Origin of the sequence: Cytophaga sp. FL35, assembly GCF_014349235.1 — a bacterium.
Classification (GTDB): Bacteria; Bacteroidota; Bacteroidia; order Flavobacteriales; family Flavobacteriaceae; genus Euzebyella.
This window is the reverse complement of the sequence record NZ_JACSOH010000020.1, coordinates 1-15,268: the sequence shown is the minus strand read 5'-3', so window position 1 is coordinate 15,268 and position 15,268 is coordinate 1. Positions and strand designations below refer to the sequence as shown.

Here is a 15,268-nt window from a genome sequence, read left to right as displayed (position 1 = left end):
CAACGAAAATTTGAAGTGAAATATAAAGATTTCTAATCTTTAATTAGTTGTTTTTCGAAAAAAACAATGCTAGAGTACCTGCAAAAACCAGTGACTTAAGTAGTTTTAATTTTTTTCTCTTTTTTTTAATGTGAAAAATTGAAAAAGTAATTTTAAGCACAATTTTTGAAACCCATAGAGTGTCATAGAGTTAGCCTTATTCCGAAGCTGGCAGTTGAATTTTATTTAGTGTAAAGGTCATTTTGGAAATATCTCCGTCAACTTCATTGATTCGAGAATTTGTGAAGTACAGGTAATTATCGTGTATACTAAAAGTGTCTGCCCATTTCACATTCTCTCCTTCTACAAGGGTTTTAATCTTTCCTTTTTGGGTTCTGTACTGTATTTTATCGTTCTCTAAATCTGCAAAATATAAATTTCCATAAGCATCTAATATCATTCCATCTGGTGCTGCTGTCTCCGCCTCCAACGATATTAGATTTTCTATTTCATTTTCAGTTTTTTCAAATAGATTTTCTGTAGGTATGGAATAGAGTTTGTAACCCGTAAGGGCATGGTAATATAATTTGCCGTTATCTTGATCAAGAGCAATACCATCTGAATGTACCGTGTTGTTCCATCTTTTCCCTTTAAAATTTAGATAAGACATTTCCGCTGTGGTAGAAAAATGATCATTTAATATCCTTCTAGTCAAACCCTCTTTTAAATCAATTATAACTAGACCGGCGTGGGCAGAATCTATACAATAAATCTTGTTATTCTTACTGTCAACCCTCAAATCGTTTATATATGAGTTAGAATGGTAACTCTCCTTATCTAAGATTAGCGTTTTACTCAAGGCGTGAGTATCCAAGTCAAAGACAAATATTCTTGGTGCATCTAAGACCCCTTCAAATAGTGGGTTTCTAGTGTCTAGGATATAAAGAAAATTTTCATGGGCAACAACAGATTGTACAGCAATAAACTTATCATCTACCAGCTTATCACCAATTTCCCAATTATTCCACGATTGGTTAGGAAAGCTTTTATATTCATTATTTTTTATTTCAACAACAGCGTTTCGGACCCCATTTCGCCAGCGAGGAAAATTAACGAAAATTCTTCCAGAATTTGCCACGGTTACTCCTGTAACTTGCTGCCCTTTAAAACTAGCAATTTGAATTACTTTCTCTTTTTTGTCATCGTCCATTGGTTCAGAATTACTTTTTGCCTTGTCCTTGCATGAGAAAAATATCAAAATACCGAAGCATAAAATAACCAGATGTTTCATAATAGATAGATTAAAAGTAGCTTTAGTAGAAATGTTCTTCAATTCATTACAATACCATTCTAAATAAGTTGCTATTGGCAATAATGCCAATAGCAACTTTTAGCCTTGTATATCAAAATTACATTTTGGCCTTGAACCATGCACTAGCATTATTGATGGACGTTGATACTTCATCTTCTTGATCATAGAAATAAAACTGATGAAAAGGAGATTCCAATTTTGTTTCTAACCAAATTAATTCTTTATCCTTTGCCGCTACTTCATTATAAAATTTCTTGGTATAGTCCGGTAAAACTGCACCATCTGAATGAATCATTAGAGTAGGTTGGTTTAAGTTTTTTGCAGCAGTCATTGGATTTGCACTTAACCAATCTTCCCAACCGGCAACTGCAAATTTATCGTTGCTCCATTGGGAAATAGCCCCTCTATCTGTATTTAAATAATAGTCAAATGGCCCATACATTGCGGCATTTTCATCTGTTTGGGAGATGGTGGGTATGTATGCTACTTCACCTGTTTGGGCGTATTTTTGTTTCGCCTCCTTAGCCGCAGTTATTTTTGTATTTACGCCTTCTTCACCACCATAAAAAAGTTTTATGGCCTCTGAGTCATGTAACCAAGAGGCAGCGGTAACTACGCTTTTTATCCTACTATCTTCTGCAGCCGCCGTTAGCGTATACATGGCACCTGCACATACACCAAAAGCTCCAATTTTAGTACTATCTACCTCCTCTAAACTCCTTAAAAAGGTTACGGCATTCTTGACATCTATTTTTTTTAACTCCGGACTTTCATAAAATCTAGGTTCTCCTTCACTTTCTCCAAAATTCCTAAAATCAAAGGCCAAAGATATAAACCCATTTTCTGCCAATCTTTTGGCATATAGGCCCGCCATTTGCTCTTTAACTGTTGTCCAACTTCCAGATACCACAATGGCTGGATATTTTTCAGTTTCACTATAATTTGACGGATAATATAAATTTCCTTTTAAATCTAATCCTTCACTTCTAAATGTTACAGTTTTCATATTTTGTTTAATTTGTTTTTTATCATTATTCCTATATTCAACTTTGCAACTTAACATGAGTAAAGTGGCAAAAGCACTAATTATTTTCACTTTCATTTGAACTTTAATTTTAGGTTATAAATTGGACCAATCTATATAGATATAATATTCATTGATCAAGCCATTTTGTACTTTAAAGATATCACAGAAGGGCACCTTTAATCGCGACCCATCTAAACGAGTATAGACGACAATTCCCATGTGTACTAAGGTGTTACAAAACTCAAAAACATCTGTGATTTGATGTGATATAGAACTTACTTGTGGAAAGAATGAATTGAACACCTCACCTATCTGCTTTTTTCCCTTCACCACAGGGGTATTACCGGCTTGGAAAAGACAATCTTCCGTTAAAAAGGACAAAACCCTTTCCGTATCCTTTGAATCCAAAGCATCGGTCAATGAATCAAGATGTTTGTACTCCCTTTTCATTAGCCTTTTATTTTTTCTAAAAGTCCAAATCCTTTGGCCGCCACAATAGGGTTGAATAACTCTACATATTCAATTATTTCACCAGTTTTATTGAACTTGAACGTAGAATAATACTCGTTGGAATAAATACCCGCCCCATTTTTAAGTTGAATATCTCCTCTGTATTTCACATATACCATGGATTGATTGTCCATGCTATACATTTCTTCTATATGAAATGACATACCCTCAAAACTTGGAAATACAGGCGACCAGTATGCTTTAATTCCAGACCTACCTTGTGCACCTTTTGGAAATATATTGGAATGATATGGATTGATATGAATACCATCCTCTGCAAACAATTCTGCGAGATTATCTACATTCTCTTCTTCCAAATACCTAAAAAATTGTTCAACGGAAATTTTATGATCAAGTTTTCCAGAGGCCTGGGATTTATCATTGCTCCCAGAAATTACATAGTGCGGTAATAGCGTATTACCATCCTCGTATTTAAAATTGAAAACCATATTATTGATTTTCCAACCCTGACTTTCCTTTAGTAGTTCAAAATCATAGGTCCCTACAACAGTCCAAATATTTCCGTGTTCATGTTCTAAATAGTGGGTTGCAGTACCATATACAGATACAGAGGCACTCTTCTTTTCTACATGGGATACTATATTACCTATTTGATGATGTGTACTTTCAAATTTTGGTAAGATAGATTTCCAAGAAGTCACTATCTCATGGGGGTTCAATTCCTTTTTAGACTCTCCCGTAAATGAGGAATAATCTAAAATTACTGAAGGTGCAAAACTATTTTCTACCGCGTTCCAATCTTTACGATCAGTCGCGACGAACATCTCAATTACCACGTCTGAAGGTTCTTTCATATTCTGAGCATTTAAAAAGCCAATTGCAATTGCAAATAGCGGTGTTAGTATTGTTTTCATATCATTTTTTTAACAATACAAATCTCAGGATTAGAGCTGTCTAAAGGTTTAGACAATCAATTGAAGAAGTACAAAAATCAAAGAATGGCCTCTTTTCTGTAAGAGTTTGGTGTTTTAGATGTGTTTTTCTTGAAAAAGACACTAAAATGGTTGGGAGAATCAAAATGAAGTGAGTACGCAATTTCTTTAATACTCAATGACGAATGTATTAACCTAGACTTGGCCAAATTTAATACATGATTCTGTATATGCTGCTTTGCCGTATGCCCAGTAATTTGTTTCACTATGGAATTTAAGTGGTTTGGGTGTATCAATAGTTGATTTGCATAATAAGAGGTTGAATGTAGATTGGAAGAATCGGTTAGGGAATAATTTGGATAGAAACGTGTTTCAATAAGAGTCTGAAACCTTGCTAAAATTTTTACATCTGTCTTTCTGATTTCTTTAGCTACCTCATTTAGAGAAACCTTTTTGTTAAAATATCGTTTCACAAAATTGAGCAACAACAATAAATAGGACTCTATAAGTATAAACTTGTCATCATTATTACCATTATATTCTTCAAAAATAGAATCATATATAGAAATTATAGGCGATACCTCTTGTAAGGTGATTTCAAACGGTATGGTTTTCTCTATTTTTAGAAATGAAAATTGCTTAAATATATCTTGAAGATATTTGGAATTGGCAACGAAATCTTGCGAAAACATAATATAATATCCATCCCAATCTGGTACAATATCCCATGAAATTAGTTGAAAGGGGGAATTAAAAAAAATAGTAGAACCGTCTGGAAAGTCTATATGATGACCTGTAATTGCCCTTCCCCCACCTTCTACTTTCAGGGCAATGGCGTAAAACTCATGCCTAAAAGCTTCCATGGTCTCTACAATAGTTGGCATATTATTATTAAAACTCCTAATATCAAAATGCGGATGTTTGGGAGGTTCAATATTAATTGCCTTGCAGTACTCTTCTATTTTCTTAAAGTGTTTCAAATACGATTAATCAGGGTATAACTAAAAATAAAAAATTCAAAGCATATTTTTTTGGTCGTCAATAACTATCATAACTTTCTTATATGTAATTAGCGGAAATAACAAAAGTAAAAAAAGGCCATTTTCAAATTCGAAAATGGCCTTTTTCACTAACAAACTAACTGTAAACATACGCCCAACCTTAATAATGACGTATGCCAACTCAAATAATTACTACTCTTTAGGTCCTGCCCCGTAGTCTGGATTTTCTTCATCAAACCAGAGTCTTTCGGTATTCAAGATGACAGGATCATTGGTTCCCGTACTAAATCCTTGCTCCTCAACGGCTTGAATTTGGTTAGGAAAGTTCTTATTGTCCTCCGTAGGAGTACCGGCAACGAAGCGTCTTGGTACTGTAAGCTCCCTACCAGAAGAAGTGAATATTTCCCTTGGTAAGTGTATACTATTGATTTTAGGAATACCCGAACGCCTAACTGTTGTCCAAACATCATTGGGTGTGCCCGCATGATTAATGTATTGTTGAATATAAACCTTCTCTAGGCCATCTATACTTAAATCATAGGCCGGTTGAGCCAACAAAGCCTCAATTTCCCCTGCCTTCAATTTAGTCGATGCCATAGCTGCCATGGTCTCATCCGTATACACTGGGTCTTCCTCATAATAGGGCAAACCACTATTTTTCGCAAGACGATCAAGTCTTTCTACCGAGAGTCTAACACCTTGATTGAAATAGTCCTGAGCTGTACCCGGTATATTGGCTCCCAATAACTTAAACTCTGCCAAATAGAGATTGGTTTCCGCCGAGGATCCTAAAATAACCTCTAAAGGAGGAAAATTATCAATAATCTCCATTACTCTACCACCTGGTTTTGTGGGATACGTAAAATTGAAACCAGTCCTTGTAATCCGTTCAGTATAGCTTGATGTAGCCGTATATTGTTTTTGAACATCACCAGCAGAAAGCCTATATAGTTCTCCTTGGTTAAAATAAACAGTATTGTCGGTATCAAATGTCTCGTCAGGTGATAAGGGTGCGCCTGCATATCTTACCCAAGGTTCTCCTGGACCCGACCAACCGGCAAAATTACCTTCACCGTCTACAGTAACGTATTGCTCTACATATGGGGGCAACTCCTTATCTGCATCCAAAAACGCCTGAACCACCTCGGCATTAAAATGATTTTTGGTATAAATCACTCGTAAACGAGGATCTTGATTGGCTAGCATGAAGTCCACTATATTCTTTCCTGCTATACCTGGCTGTTGGCCATTACCGGTTCCCCTATAGTTAATATCTCTTCTGTAGATAAAATCATCATCTAAGGTATTCATATATCCTACAGATGAACTAGCCACCTCCTCAGCAATTGATAATGCTTTTGCTCTATCCTTGTTGATCAGCCTAGCAGCAATCTTTAACTTAAGTAGATTACAGAATTTAGCCCACTTCTGATAATCACCATTGTAGATAATATCCTGGCTACCAATGTTAAATTGATTAGGAGCGGACAGTTCTACTATGGCAGCATCCAGTTCTGATAGCCATGTATTGAACAGGGTTTCCTGATTATCATATTTTGGGGTAATCAATGGAGGGGACGTATAAGGTGCCAAAGCTCCCTCTGTATAAACCATAGATCCTTCCGTATCGGTAATGGTGATGGCCGGGTGAATTACAATAGGAAATGTCATGGCACTCATAGCCCTATACTCCTCACCTTCCCCTTCAGGAAGAGCTTCAATTCTAGCTCTAATATCACGGGCGTTGGCGTATAGACTGGGGTAAATACTTTGACCTCCAGCGGGGCCCATTTCAACAAAAGCTTCGGAATTCCCTCCTGTAACGGAAGCTGTGGTTAATTGACTCCAAGGGAAGATATAATCGAAATTGCTGTAGAACCAAACAGTGTAATCGTTGGAATACATATCCTGAATGGCTTGGGCAGTTGAAAAACGTAGGTCTGCGACAGCTACCGCTTCGGGATTGCTGTTCAAGTCAGCAAAGTCCTCCTCATCACAACCAATAGCGAGTACTAATACTGCACTAAATAGTATCTTATATATATGTTTCATTTTTATCAATTTTTATGATTAAAAGTCTACTGAAATCGTCATGGTGTAACTTGACACATATGGACTAAAAGAGCGCTCCCTAAACGATTCACTACTTGAAGTTCCCCTAAAGCTTTCAGGGTTAATGTCATTGGGCATGGTGTTGTGCAGATAACCTAGATTCCTTGCATTGATTCCAATGTAGAAATTACGAGCACCCAATTTATCGGTAAATGCCCTAGGGAACTGATAACCAAATGAAATATTTCGTACAGCAATGTATTCCAATTCCGTAAACCAGTCATCATTAACAACCCCCTGGCCCCATGAATTTCTAAAGTAGTTATAAAAACTAGCGTGGGTAGGCTCCACGTGGCCTTGGTCAACCGCTTCTTGATAGGTCAAACCACCAACGTTTACAATTGAACCGTCTGGAGCCGTTACCTCCTGTCCATCTGCAAAAACCCCATCTGGAATAATACCATCATTATAGGTGTCACCTTGGGTATCTCCGTATTGGGAGGTCCAAGAAATACCACCATATTCTGCATCCCTTCCTCTCAAGGATTTTTCCAAGTATCCATAAGCCGTTCCGTACCTACTGGAATAAGAGGCGATATGCCCTCCAAATCTAGCATCTAACAATACAGAAAGACTCAAACCTTTATAACGAAATTCATTGTTAAAAGAACCTTCAAAGTCTGGCTGAATTTTACCAATTTCCTCTGCTTCGTAGCTTCTTTCATAATAGGCTCCTCGTCTAGAATCACTCCATACGAGTACTTTTTTACCATTGTTTGGATTATCAACCGGATTGCCTGCCTCATCCGTAGCTTGGTAAAGTTTAGGGCTGCTATCTGAGTAAAGTACTCCGTACTCCCCATCCTCAAAACCTACTGAACCTATACGGAAGTTACCATAGGTAATACTACCTCCAAGGTTTTTGAATTCTCCAACATCCTCGTGCAATTCTTTGATTTTGGTAGTATTTCTCCAATAATTGAAAGTGGTATTCCAGGAGAAATCCTCTGTTTGAACCGGGGTTCCGTTAAGGGAAATCTCAACGCCATAGTTACTTAGAGTACCAATGTTAGTAAAAAGGTTATTATAACCTGAAACATTTGGAATTGGAATCTCACCAATTTGGTTCTCGATTGTCTCATTATAATAAGCGGCATCGATTCCCAGGCGGTTATTAAAGAAACGAAGGTCTGCACCTACTTCATAAGAATTCTTTTTCTCTGGTTCTACCCCCCTGTCCACTAAGGTGGTATTAATAGAATTCAAATAAATAAAACTATCCTCTAACTGGTAAGTACCTAAACCATAGGTTCTATTTAAAGTATAAGGACTAGTATCACTACCCACTTGCGCCCAAGATGCACGCAATTTACCAAAGGTAAAAATGTTGTTGGAATTAAACGTTTCGCTAAATACCCATGAGGTAGAAACGGAAGGATAGAAATAGGAGTAATTACCCTCGCCATTTGTATAAACCAAAGACGAAGACCAGTCATTTCTACCGGTTATGTCCAAGAACAATTGATCCTTATATCCAAAATTGGACAAAAAGTATAGGGAATTGATTTGCTTTGTAGAGTTAATGCCTCCTTCGGATAATTTAACCCTTTTGGAGTTTTCCAAGAAAAATTTACCTGGTACAATTAAACCTCCATCGGTACGAACTCTGGTATAGGAAGCCTCCCTATTCCAAATTTCACCTCCTACGATGAATTGAGAAGTAAGGTTTTCAGAAATCTTTGGGGTAAAGTTGAAGGTTAACTTACCCATTTTTGTGATATCTTCATTATGCCTTACTTCATAGTAACCTCCCTCGTTTGCGTAGCCACTACCAAGTTCTTTGTTTTCAAACCTAGTATTGTATTGGTTCAGGTTACCTTCGGCGGCAACTGTAAACCAATCCGTTACATTGGCAGTTAACCTAACTACAGGACGGATTACTTTTTCCTCATTGATTTGATCATTATTATAGTAACCAAACCACAAACCTCTATTAGGAACATTGATAAAAGAATCTCCATAATTAGCGCTAGGAACCCCCCCGTGGTCTGCTTGCCAGTATTGGTTTTGGGTATATTTGTCCGTATCATACAATCTTTCAAAAGTACCATCAAAGAAACCTTGCGATATATCATTTCTTGGGTTCTTAGAACTAGAAGTAACATAGGAAATAGATGCATTTGCATTTAACCAAGGAGCCAATTGATAAGAACCGGAAAACATCAAAGAGTTTCTCCTAAAACTATTATCCGGCATAATACCGGTTCTATAGTTATAGGAATCGGAAAGATAGAAATTACCCTTTTCGTTACCACCGCTCAAAGCTACCGATGTATTGGAATTATAACCGGTATCATACACATCTGCCATATTGTTTTCATTGGCTGTATATGGAATTAGGTTTCCGTCATAGTCCTCAATCATTCTTCCATCAAACCTAGGGCCGTAGCTTAAACCGCCGCCGCCATGGTTTACCAAGGTTGGATTGCCAGCCTCATTATAGTAAAACTGAGAATTATCAAACCTATAGAATTCCCCATTTTCATTGGTATCACCATAACTTACATAACCTGCCAAGGTACCAGGACCAAATTCATTCTGCAAAGCAGGTTGCTTAAACACACGGTCAACACCCATAGATTGCTTTATGGAAACGCCAATACCTCTAGCATTGGAACCATCTTTGGTCTCAATAAGTACTACCCCATTTATACCCCTTGACCCATAAAGAGCCGTAGCTGCCGCACCTTTAAGTACAGATACGCTTTTATAATCATCAGGGTTCAGGTTTTTTAAGATATTACCATAATCATTGGCACTACCGGACCAATCTGCACTTGAATTAGAAACGCTGTTGTCTAGAAATACCCCATCGATAACAAAAACTGGTTGGTTGTTATTGGAGTTTAAGGTAGACACCCCTCTTATCTGGATTTTACTGTTTCCGAACAATCCACCATCTGATCCACCTATACTTACACCAGCAGCTTTACCTTGTAGCGCCTGAACCGGGTTAACTGTGTTGGTTTCTGCAAGTTCTTCACCCTTTACCTCGGTCATGGCATAACCTAAGGCTTTTTGCTCACGCTTAATTCCAAGTGCGGTAACCACTACCTCACCCAGTTGTTCAGTATCTTCCTCTAAGGTCACATTTACGTTGGAATTACCATTTACAGCTCTTTCAATGGTCTTGAAGCCCAAGGCAGAAAATACCAACGTTGCGTTGTCTGCAACTTGAATTTCATAATTACCATCAAAGTCCGTAGAAGTACCATTACTGGTACCCTTCTCTACAACATTCACCCCAGGCAATGGAACACCTTGATCATCTGAAACAATACCGGAAATTGAAGATTGGTACGTGCTGTTGTTTTTAACGGTGTTAGCCTTAACACCTCTTTTTACTATTATGGTATTGTTATCGGTAAATTCATAAGTTAGTCCTACTGGGGAAAGTCCCAATTCCAGTAAATCTTTTACCAGAACAGAACCCTTACGTAGTTGAACTTTTGGAGCATTGACCACTAAGTCATCGCTATAGACAAATCTATAGCCTGCCTGCTCTCTTAATAGTTCGAATAGTTCTGATAGTTCAATTTTTTTGTTGGTAGTTATTAGAATTTTAGTATTCTGAAAAAAAGATTCCTTGGGGGAAAAGCTAAAGGATGTCGAAGTGGACAAAATAAGTAGAGCACTTAGTAACCCTAGGAAACTTTTGTTTCTAAATCTTAGAAACAAGTTAGTTGAGTTATTTTCCATACAAAAAAGTTTGGATTAGTAAATAGTTTTAAATTAGTCTTTGGTTGCTTTTGGGAAACATGGTTTTGCACTTTGTACTGCTTCCCTTAATCGATAATTACTGTTTTGTCTTTAATCTTATAGTTTATTTCATTTGTTTTTTGGATGTTAATTAATATTTGACTTATTGTATTTCCTCGATCTAGGACACCAGTGAAGGTTTTTGTTCTTTTTTGGGAATCTTGAAAGGTGTATTCCACATCATACCATCTAGACAGGACCATCATTATATCTTCCATGGACTTCTGCCTGAAACTAAAATAGCCCTCCTTCCAAGCTATTTCATCGAATACTTTTGAAACTTTTTTGATTGAAAAAGACCCGGGAGATTCTTGGTCTACAATGGCCTGCTCCATTGGTTTCAAAGTTTTTTTAGCATTTCCTGAGGCTATCGTAATCTTACCTTCTACTAAAGTGGTAGTTATATTCTTCTCATCTTGGTAGGCTTTAATATTAAACTGTGTTCCTAAAACATCTATTTCTTGGGATTTACTCTGCACCAAAAAATGTGATGCTATGTTACCCTCGCTATTGCCTTTACTTTTTGTGACTTCAAAATAGGCTTCCCCGTATAACAATTCCACCTTCCTAGGTCTACCATTCAAGAACTTGACAGGATATTTTAACTTTGAATCTGAATTGAGCCACACTTTTGTACCGTCTGAAAGTTGTACAAAAAATTGCCCCCCTTTAGGAATGGTTAAAAAGTTATAAATCTCCTTTTCCTCATCAATATTAGAATTCTGCTTGTACACCAAACGCTCACCCTCTTGATTTGCTTGCTTTAATTGAACCTCCCTTTCCTTCTCTAAAACAATCTCATCACCATTTTCAAGAGTAAGAATCGCTTTGTCATGACCAGGCATAACGTCATCTACAGGGACCGTAACTGTTTTCTTTTCTTTTTCACTTTTATAAAATTTCCCTGAGTTGAAAACATAGGTGAACACACCTCCCAATAGTACAAGGAGTAAAGCAGCATATTTTAAAAAGACCAATCTTCTTATTTTTCGCTTCCTCCTTTCTTCTGACTTAATTTTATCGAGAACTTTACTCTTCTCATTATCAGTATCGAAATCAAGCATGCAGTGATCAATTAAATAGTTGGTCCGTATGAATTCTTCGAACAACAAAACATTAGATTCTTCCTTTAACCACTCCGTCAATTCAATCAATTCCTTTTCTGAGGCCGATTTAGAAAAATACTTTACTATGATATCTTGTATTCTTTCGTTCAAACTTTTTAGTTTATACCTGTAAGACACATCAGAATTGCAACACCCCTATGCCTTTTTAATATTTTTTTTACATTGCATAACATTTCTTTAAGATTAATTACACCGTATTGAGCAAATATCATAATGATTTTCAGGTAAAGCAGGCCTTAAGAGAAGGTGATCACAAAGCCTTGGAATATCTAATGGACAGCTATCACCACAGGCTTTGCGTCTATGTCTATAGCCTTACACATGACCAAGACAGTGCCAAGGATATAGTGCAGAATGTTTTTATTAAGCTTTGGGAGCAAAAAGACCGACTTATGCACGTTGAATCCCTTAGAAGTTTTCTCTATAAATCTGTCTATAATGGTTTTCTTAACCATTTGAGAAGCGAAAGAAGAATGCTGACTATCGAAGAAAAACATATGGAACGCCTCTATCAAATAATAGAGGAAGATGAGGAATTAGTTGAAAAGCAAATTGTTCTCATAAGAACGGAAATTCAGAATCTACCTCCTAAATGCAGAGAAACTTTTATGCTAAGTAAGGGAGAAGGTTTAACCAATATTGAGATAGCAAACTTTATGAATGTATCCTTAAAAACGGTTGAAAACCAAATGAGCAAAGCTTTTAAAATTTTAAGGAAAAAACTTCAGCACAAAATTGAACCTGTACTTTTCTTACTGTTCGGAATTACGGATAATCAATCTCTTTTAAAAGTTCGCCAAGTGTAAAGTAGGGGATATTTATTGTCTTCTCCCTATCCTAAAGAGGTATATACTTCTGGAAATACTATTCATTTTTTAATAATTGTATGTCCTTAAACATTCCTAATATATCTTAAAGTTCTGGATGTACATAAATCAGATTTAACAAAATCTTAGGTTAGCTGCTAAAAGTATGTAACTATTTTCGGCGCTTTCAAATCCAGAAAAGCAAATTATATCTTGGCCATCAGACCTGATCTTTTTATGGTTTCAAGATATTTTCAATGATCAAAACCAAACCATTTTACCGAATGAAACTTAAACACCACTTCTTATTAGCAGTAATCACCACCCTGCTTTTTAACTGCCAATCCACTAAAAGAGAAAGGGTTACAAAAAATATAATAAGCCACGAAAATGTTACCATTATTTGCGATCCGAGTCAAGGAAATAACCTCTTTTCTTCATGGGGAGTCTTTCCAAAACAACAAGAATCCATTAGAAGAATTTTTATGGAAGTTACTTTAGGTCATCCAGATTCCATAGATATTGCGCATTGGGACTATATGGATCCTATACGAATTAATCGGGTTGGAGGACTAAAAGGAGATACCTTAAACTTGGAAATAGGCAAAATGCTGACACCCTACGGTAGTAACTTCAAGAAGGATTGGGACTGGCGCTGGCAAATTGATGTAACGGATTTTTCAAGTATACTTAGAGACAGCGTAGAAATCACCTATAACCATACGGGATACGAAGGAGCCAATGTAGGCTGGAAACTTAAAATTGACTTTAAATTTGAAATGGGTGATCCTGTTGCTCAACCCTTAGGCTTTCACAAATTATATGATGATGGCTTTAGTTATGGCAATCCAGAAAAACCTATTACAAAATCTCTCTCCCCTAAAGAAATCAAAATGAAGGAAGATGCAGATTTCGCACGAATTCGTGTCCTACATACCGGCCATGGAATGGACAAGCCCAAAGGTTGTAGCGAATTCTGTAGTAGATGGCGAGAGATTTTAGTAGATGGTAAGACCATTGACCATAGGGATATGTGGAAAGAATGTGGAGATAACAATCTCTACCCGCAAGGAGGCACTTGGATTTTTGATAGAGCATATTGGTGTCCCGGAGACTTACAGTCTCCAGATATAATTGATTTTCCAATTACCAAACCTACCCACACCCTCGATTTTGAAATGGAACCGTATGTAGCGGAAGAAAATATACAGGCTTACGAAAGTATAAGCGCCATGGTTTTTGAATATAACAAACCTACAAAATCAAATGATGTTTCGTTGGAGCAAATATTAGTGCCCAACGACGCTCCTGAATTAAATCGGTTAAACCCTTCCGTAATAGAGCCTAAAATTATCCTTAAAAATTTGGGTTCGGAAAATTTGAAGGAGGTCCAAATAAAATATGGAACTGAAGGATTCGAAGAAAAGACATTCCTTTGGAAAGGAAATCTTGCTTTTTATGAGGAAGCTTACATCACTTTACCAGGCATCATTGATTTTAAGTTCGGTGAAAACACATTCAATGTTGCTTTGGAGGACCCCAATGGAAAGTCGGATGAATGGATTAGTGACAATATGAAATCCACCAACTTCAATTCACCTAAAGAAATACCTAAAAATGTGGTTGTTACCTATCAAACCAATAATAACCCAGAGGAAAATACAGTTCGCATTATAAATGCCGACAACAAAATCTTTTATGAGAAACACCCCTCTAACACCAAAAAAGATACTGTATATAAAGACACTATAAAGTTAGATATTGGACCATATAGAATGTCATTGGAAGACACGGAACATAATGGTTTGGAATTTTGGTTCATGCCCAAACAAGGTTTCGGATACCTTCAGATTTCAGACCTTGAGGGTCGTGTACTACATAGATTCGAAAGTGATTGTGGTGTAGGTGAGCAATTAGATTTTATAGTAAAAGATAATCCTACCATTGATAACAACGTAGAGCAGAGCCTAGTAAAATTATACCCTAGAAGAATTCGTGAGACCACACAACTACTGGTTCAACTGGTAGCAGAATCCAATGGTGAAATACACATTCTTAAAGATGGTGACATTCAAGAAAAAATACCTTTTTCTAATATCAAAGAGAAGACGTTTGAAATAGATTTAAGCTCATACGAAGATGGTAGATACGTAATTGAACTGTTTGTCAATGGAGACTCCAAATTAAAACAGAGAATTTCCAAACAAAACAGTAGAAATTAGTCTACTAAATCGATTTAACTGTTTTTTTCGAAACAATTGTCCTATTAACAATGTCGTGGTATTCCACGACATTTTTATTTCAACTTGCATTGTTATTTCCTTTGGAATTTTCAAGTAAAGAAATCTTAAGGGTCAGTTCTTCAAGACCTTTGACGTTACGAAACGTATTTGCATCGCGAAATTTTATAATTAAGCGTATACTGAAAAATCCATTTAATTTTTACTTCTAACAAGTAGAAATTAGACAATGCAGATTTAAAACAACTAAAGAAATATTAAAATAAATAGAATACGAAATTAAATTCTTAAACCCAACAATGCTAATCTTTAAAATTCATTAGTATTTCTCTCATTTATGTTTTTCTATATTACTAAGAGAGAGTAAATCCTTTAACAGTTAAAAACTTTAAAGATTTCTTGACAAAGGCAATTCTAAATAGCAAAGCTGGCGTACACATGGTCCAAATAAGCTTTCAATTCCTTACTTTCAAGTGTCCTGGAGGTGGTTTTCTTTGATTTG

10 protein-coding genes are annotated in these 15,268 nt (G+C 36.4%); 2 read left to right on the top strand and 8 right to left on the bottom strand.

Annotated features, from left to right (window positions below):
* Window positions 1-196: 196 nt before the first annotated feature.
* The 8 genes from BIZ36_RS15115 to BIZ36_RS15080 all read right to left on the bottom strand — a co-directional run bounded on the left by BIZ36_RS15115 (window position 197) and on the right by BIZ36_RS15080 (window position 11,810).
* Window positions 197-1,270, bottom strand: a complete 1,074-nt coding sequence (locus tag BIZ36_RS15115) for an SMP-30/gluconolactonase/LRE family protein (protein ID WP_187458731.1) — start codon at window positions 1,268-1,270, stop codon at window positions 197-199.
* Between the two features lie 118 nt (window positions 1,271-1,388).
* On the bottom strand, window positions 1,389-2,354 hold the full coding sequence (locus BIZ36_RS15110; protein WP_286174840.1) for an alpha/beta hydrolase: 966 nt from the start codon (window positions 2,352-2,354) through the stop codon (window positions 1,389-1,391).
* 57 nt (window positions 2,355-2,411) lie between these two features.
* A complete protein-coding gene (locus BIZ36_RS15105; RefSeq protein WP_187458729.1) occupies window positions 2,412-2,768 on the bottom strand; it encodes a nuclear transport factor 2 family protein in 357 nt (118 codons plus the stop codon).
* A complete protein-coding gene (locus BIZ36_RS15100; RefSeq protein ID WP_187458728.1) occupies window positions 2,768-3,703 on the bottom strand; it encodes a nuclear transport factor 2 family protein in 936 nt (311 codons plus the stop codon). The genes BIZ36_RS15105 and BIZ36_RS15100 overlap by 1 nt, the downstream gene beginning before the upstream one ends.
* A gap of 77 nt (window positions 3,704-3,780) precedes the next feature.
* A complete protein-coding gene (locus BIZ36_RS15095) occupies window positions 3,781-4,701 on the bottom strand; it encodes a helix-turn-helix domain-containing protein (protein WP_187458727.1) in 921 nt (306 codons plus the stop codon).
* Between the two features lie 213 nt (window positions 4,702-4,914).
* Complete coding sequence (locus tag BIZ36_RS15090) at window positions 4,915-6,774, bottom strand: SusD/RagB family nutrient-binding outer membrane lipoprotein (RefSeq protein WP_187458726.1); 1,860 nt, start codon at window positions 6,772-6,774, stop codon at window positions 4,915-4,917.
* Between the two features lie 18 nt (window positions 6,775-6,792).
* On the bottom strand, window positions 6,793-10,533 hold the full coding sequence (locus tag BIZ36_RS15085; protein WP_187458725.1) for a SusC/RagA family TonB-linked outer membrane protein: 3,741 nt from the start codon (window positions 10,531-10,533) through the stop codon (window positions 6,793-6,795).
* Window positions 10,534-10,619: 86 nt separating this feature from the next.
* Entirely contained in the window at window positions 10,620-11,810 is a 1,191-nt protein-coding gene (locus BIZ36_RS15080; RefSeq protein WP_187458724.1) for a FecR family protein, read from the bottom strand.
* A gap of 107 nt (window positions 11,811-11,917) precedes the next feature.
* Here BIZ36_RS15080 and BIZ36_RS15075 point away from each other — a divergent pair, with 107 nt between their 5' ends.
* Together BIZ36_RS15075 and BIZ36_RS15070 are read left to right on the top strand one after the other, a co-directional pair.
* Entirely contained in the window at window positions 11,918-12,526 is a 609-nt protein-coding gene (locus BIZ36_RS15075; protein ID WP_222937417.1) for an RNA polymerase sigma factor, read from the top strand.
* Between the two features lie 284 nt (window positions 12,527-12,810).
* The gene (locus tag BIZ36_RS15070; protein ID WP_187458723.1) at window positions 12,811-14,748 is read left to right on the top strand and encodes a peptide-N-glycosidase F-related protein; all 1,938 of its coding nucleotides are present in this window, start codon (window positions 12,811-12,813) and stop codon (window positions 14,746-14,748) included.
* The last annotated feature ends 520 nt before the right edge of the window (window positions 14,749-15,268 follow it).

What these genes read in the sequence shown, in the direction of transcription:
- BIZ36_RS15090 (WP_187458726.1), bottom strand. Translation starts at nt 6,774, where the DNA reads ATGAAACATATATATAAGATACTATTTAGTGCAGTATTAGTACTCGCT.
- BIZ36_RS15100 (WP_187458728.1), bottom strand. Translation starts at nt 3,703, where the DNA reads ATGAAAACAATACTAACACCGCTATTTGCAATTGCAATTGGCTTTTTA.
- BIZ36_RS15115 (WP_187458731.1), bottom strand. Translation starts at nt 1,270, where the DNA reads ATGAAACATCTGGTTATTTTATGCTTCGGTATTTTGATATTTTTCTCA.
- BIZ36_RS15070 (WP_187458723.1), top strand. Translation starts at nt 12,811, where the DNA reads ATGAAACTTAAACACCACTTCTTATTAGCAGTAATCACCACCCTGCTT.
- BIZ36_RS15105 (WP_187458729.1), bottom strand. Translation starts at nt 2,768, where the DNA reads ATGAAAAGGGAGTACAAACATCTTGATTCATTGACCGATGCTTTGGAT.
- BIZ36_RS15110 (WP_286174840.1), bottom strand. Translation starts at nt 2,354, where the DNA reads ATGTTAAGTTGCAAAGTTGAATATAGGAATAATGATAAAAAACAAATT.
- BIZ36_RS15085 (WP_187458725.1), bottom strand. Translation starts at nt 10,533, where the DNA reads ATGGAAAATAACTCAACTAACTTGTTTCTAAGATTTAGAAACAAAAGT.